A 4,062-nucleotide genomic window follows, 5' to 3' on the forward strand; every position below is an offset into this window, starting at 1 on the left:
TCCTACCCGGCATTGAAAAAGAGTCCACAAGGAAAATTACGTCTCCTGTTCGAAGCAAATCCACTTGGATATATCATCTCCCAGGCAGGCGGTGCTATCACTGATGGGTATCAGAACCCGCTCACGATTCAGCCTGAAAAGATTCATCAACGGACTCCTATCTATATCGGAAGTGCAGGAGTAATCAAAAAGATCGAAGAGATCTACCGAGTTGCTTAATCCCGGTACTATCTCTCCACGAATTTCAGGAACATTTAATATGCCTGCATACCTGATCTAAGGCAGATGGTTAGCAGCATTGTCCTTCCCATAAAAAAAGTATACTCTCTCGTTGACAGCACCATTTCAGTGGAGATGAAAGACGAAGGGCGGATCTTCGAAGGTAAGCTGGTTGCCGTCGATGAGTACCTGAATCTCCATCTTGAAGATAGTATCGAAACAACCGATGCTGCAAATAAGCGTGATCTTGGCACGCTTGTTATCAGGGGTAACAACATACTCTCGATTGCACCGGTAGCCTGATCTGATTATGACCGTATCTGAAGAAGATGCCTTCAGGCTTATTGCAACTCAGTCGGAAGGTGTTTTGCAGAGTGAACTCTGGAAGATGCTGGTGGTTGACAGCCGGAAATGCTCCCGCATAGTGAAGAAGCTCCTTGATGCCAACCGGGTCGAGCGTATTGAATACAGGCAGGATGGAATCAAGACCTTCCGCCTGATAGCCAAAAAAGGTCCGGCAGATCCCCGTTGTCTTCTGGCAGGTGAAGAATTAATTCCTTGCATTGCCTGCGATGAGGAATGCTCGGTAAATGAGTGTAATCTTCTCCTGGACTGGATGTATCAACTTGCCATATCCGATGTGGAGGTTGAAACGCCAGAAGAGGAAGAAACCGAAGAGTAATTTTCTTTTTGGTTCTATTTTAAAAAATTATTCAAAGGATTCAAAGGGCCCGTTCCGTTCGGCAGAAATGATGGCCGGAATGTAATACTTGTGTACATACTCTTTGACCATTCGCCGTGCTGAGAACTGGGGAGTATTGCTTTTTATTGACTCCTTCATCATCTGGACCCAGCCATGGGGCACCCCGTCAAGTCCCTGGTCATAGTACAACGGGACTACCTCTTTTTCAAGCAGGTCATAGAGCTCAAGTGCATCCTCCCAGTCTCGTTCGCCGTTAGGACTTTTGGTATCAATGCCAAACATCCAACCGTTTTTCTTGTTGTATCCCTCAAGCCACCACCCATCGCCGATGGAGAGGTTAAGAACCCCGTTTACCGCTGCTTTCATTCCACTGGTCCCGCTCGCTTCCAATGGAGGTACGGGATTATTCATCCAGACATCAACACCCTGAACGAGGTACTTGGCTACCTGTTCTCCGTAATCCTCAACAAATGCAATTCTCCCTCCGAATTCAGGTTGCTGGGCGTATTGATAGATCCGCTGCAGAATTCTCTTACCTTCATCATCAGCAGGATGGGCTTTTCCAGCAAAGATGATCTGTACCGGTTTCCAGGGGTTATTCAGGATCTTTTTGATCCGGTCAAGATCCCTGAAGATGAGATCAGCACGTTTATACGTTGAGAATCTGCGTGCAAATCCAATGGTGAGCGTGTTGGGATCAATCAGTGCACCCCCCGCAACGACATTGGCACAATCAGCCTGATATTTCATCCAGTCACGCCGTTTGAACTGGAGAATTCGGTTGATGAGCTTTATTTTGAGCCCAAAATGGAGTTCCCATAGTTTCTCATCAGGAATCTGGTCTATGAGTGCCCAGACATAATCCTTGTCATGATGATCGAGCCAGTCCGGGCATATTGTTGAGAGATATCGGTTGATTAATTGTACCAGGCGGGGATTCATCCAGGTTGGAACATGTACCCCGTTAGTGATTGATCCGATGGGAACATCATCCAGTTTCTCCTCAGGCCAGACGAAATGCCACATCTTTCGCGCCACTTCTCCATGTTTTGCACTTACTCCGTTCGAGAAAGCAGACATACGGAGTGAAAATGCTGCCATGTTGAACATGTCAGGTGGGTCCTCCTGGTGAGTTCCGGCTTTGAGAAACTCTTCACGGGACATTGAGAGAACCCCATAGTATTGCGCGAAATATTTATCAACCATCCAATGAGGAAATTTGTCATGTCCTGCAGCAACCGGGGTATGAGTTGTAAACAGCGATGTCTCTTTCACCTGAAGCCATGCTTCAGCAGGATCACATCCTGCCTCAACCTTCTGTCTGAATCGTTCTACCAGGGCAAAAGCAGCATGTCCCTCATTGAGATGAAGGGCAGAGTACTGAATCCCGAGTTCCTTGAGCAGATGGGTTCCGCCAACCCCGAGGACGATCTCCTGCAATAACCGCATCTCATTGATACTGCTATAGAGGCGGCTGCTGATATTACGAAGATGTGGTGGATTCTGTTCTATCTCGGTGTCAATCAGGTAGAGGATGACCCGTCCGATATCCACTCTCCAGATGGCAAATTGGATCTGGGGAGTGATATACGGTACCTGCAGGATCAACTGTTCTCCATCTTTACTCAGAACCCGCTTGATTGGAGCGTTATCCCGGTCAAGTTTCTCTTCCACATCCTCCTGCCATCCGTCACTGCGAACCCGTTGATGGAGATATCCATCTGCGTACATGAATCCGACCGCAACTACCGGGACCCCGAGATCACTACATTCTTTCAGATGATCGCCGGCAAGAAATCCGAGCCCTCCCGCATAAAACGGCAGTGAGTGCTGAAGCCCGTACTCTGCAGAAAAATATGCTATCTTATGACGTTGATGTTCTGGGTAATACTCAGAGAACCACTGATTCTTTGCGAGGATATACCGCTGGTACTTTGCAATGACTGCATCATACTGATTGGTATACTCAGAATTCTGACTTCCCTCATCAAGAATTTCAGCAGGAAGCTCCTGCAGCATCCGTACCGGGTTGTGTATGTTCTCTTTCCATCCCTGTTTATTCAGGTTTTTAAAAAGCATCTGGGCTTCCGGATGCCAGGATGACCAGAGATTATAGGACAGATCAATGAGCCCTGATAACCGGTCGGGAATGTGGTCAAAGTCTATCCAACGGATTCCTATCATATGATGTTACTCCGGTACTCGGTGATAGGAGATTATTTGACCCAATAGATAACTCTTGCCATAGTTCTGAAATGGATCACGGGTACTGATAGAATCAAAAAAGATACCCCCGGACGGATTCGAACCGTCGTCATCGGAACCAAAATCCGAGATGATTGACCGCTACACTACGGGGGTATGCGTATGCCCGGTTTACGAATGAGAACCCGGAAACACAGAGCCAGTATCTATTGTCTCTGATTAGTTATAGACCGTTCTGATTGATCAGATGATGACCCTTGATTATCCCTGTTTCAATTTGGTATGATCATTTTCTTTTAAGCAGCCCGGGAAAGAGTGTTTCAATATGGTCGGCGGTATCTGGATCGAGCCCTATCTTTCCTGCTTTTCGTACCTGTTCGTGGATGAACTGATCCTTCTGCTCTTCGTTCAGGGTCCTGTATGACTCCTTCGTACTACGTCCCTCAGCAACCCAGGATATCACGTAGTAATGCCTGACCCCGTGAGTGTCAGTCATGAGATAGAGATCCTCACCATGAGCAAAATCAATCCCGGTCCGTGTGATGGTTCGTGGCTGGCGGATGACGTTGACATCAGTCTCCGGATTGATATCAAGCCATGTTCCATCTGCCGTCCGTATGGTCTTTTTCATCTCTCTCGGTATTGGGACGCCCTGGTATACTATTCTGCTGCTATTCACGCTCTGGTGCAGAGAGAGGGAAGTAGTCATGATAGACCTTACGCCGCTCATCAAGATCAGTATGGAGGTACACTTCGGTGGTCTTGATTGAAGCATGGCCCAGGTTCTCCTGCACTACCCGGAGATTTTTTGATCGCCGGTAGAGTTCACTTGCGTAACTGTGCCTTATTTTGTGAGGTGTGATTCCTTCAGGTGCATACTTCCGGAAGATATGCTGGATGGTTCGGGGAGATATATGGTTTCCCTGCTGACCAAA

General features: G+C 47.5%; 5 protein-coding genes, 1 tRNA gene and 1 pseudogene. 3 read left to right on the forward strand and 4 right to left on the reverse strand.

What is annotated here, in order from left to right; genetic code table 11:
- The 3 genes and pseudogenes from LUQ50_RS14495 to LUQ50_RS14505 all read left to right on the forward strand — a co-directional run.
- Nucleotides 1-219 (forward strand): annotated as a pseudogene (locus LUQ50_RS14495) (fructose-1,6-bisphosphatase); the annotation flags it as partial.
- Between the two features lie 66 nt (nt 220-285).
- Nucleotides 286-522 (forward strand): LSM domain-containing protein, encoded by a 237-nt coding sequence (locus LUQ50_RS14500; RefSeq protein WP_300040887.1) that lies wholly within the window; start codon nt 286-288, stop codon nt 520-522.
- Between the two features lie 7 nt (nt 523-529).
- Nucleotides 530-901, forward strand: coding sequence for an Lrp/AsnC family transcriptional regulator (locus tag LUQ50_RS14505; RefSeq protein WP_300040889.1), 372 nt, complete (start codon nt 530-532; stop codon nt 899-901).
- A gap of 27 nt (nt 902-928) precedes the next feature.
- Here the strand turns inward: LUQ50_RS14505 and glgP are convergent, their stop codons facing one another.
- The 4 genes from glgP to LUQ50_RS14525 all read right to left on the reverse strand — a co-directional run.
- Nucleotides 929-3,106, reverse strand: coding sequence for an alpha-glucan family phosphorylase (glgP, locus tag LUQ50_RS14510; protein WP_300040891.1), 2,178 nt, complete (start codon nt 3,104-3,106; stop codon nt 929-931).
- A gap of 104 nt (nt 3,107-3,210) precedes the next feature.
- Nucleotides 3,211-3,283 (reverse strand) — tRNA-Gln (locus LUQ50_RS14515).
- 130 nt (nt 3,284-3,413) lie between these two features.
- On the reverse strand, nt 3,414-3,758 hold the full coding sequence (locus LUQ50_RS14520; RefSeq protein WP_300040893.1) for a hypothetical protein: 345 nt from the start codon (nt 3,756-3,758) through the stop codon (nt 3,414-3,416).
- A gap of 40 nt (nt 3,759-3,798) precedes the next feature.
- On the reverse strand, nt 3,799-4,062 hold a 264-nt coding region (locus LUQ50_RS14525), incomplete at its 5' end, for a tyrosine-type recombinase/integrase (RefSeq protein WP_300040895.1).

The organism is Methanospirillum sp., assembly GCF_028679455.1.
Classification (GTDB): domain Archaea; phylum Halobacteriota; class Methanomicrobia; order Methanomicrobiales; family Methanospirillaceae; genus Methanospirillum.

Excerpts from the sequence above, each read along its gene's own strand:
- LUQ50_RS14500 (WP_300040887.1), top strand. The coding sequence starts at position 286 with ATGGTTAGCAGCATTGTCCTTCCCATAAAAAAAGTATACTCTCTCGTT.
- LUQ50_RS14505 (WP_300040889.1), top strand. The coding sequence starts at position 530 with ATGACCGTATCTGAAGAAGATGCCTTCAGGCTTATTGCAACTCAGTCG.
- glgP (WP_300040891.1), bottom strand. The coding sequence starts at position 3,106 with ATGATAGGAATCCGTTGGATAGACTTTGACCACATTCCCGACCGGTTA.
- LUQ50_RS14520 (WP_300040893.1), bottom strand. The coding sequence starts at position 3,758 with ATGAAAAAGACCATACGGACGGCAGATGGAACATGGCTTGATATCAAT.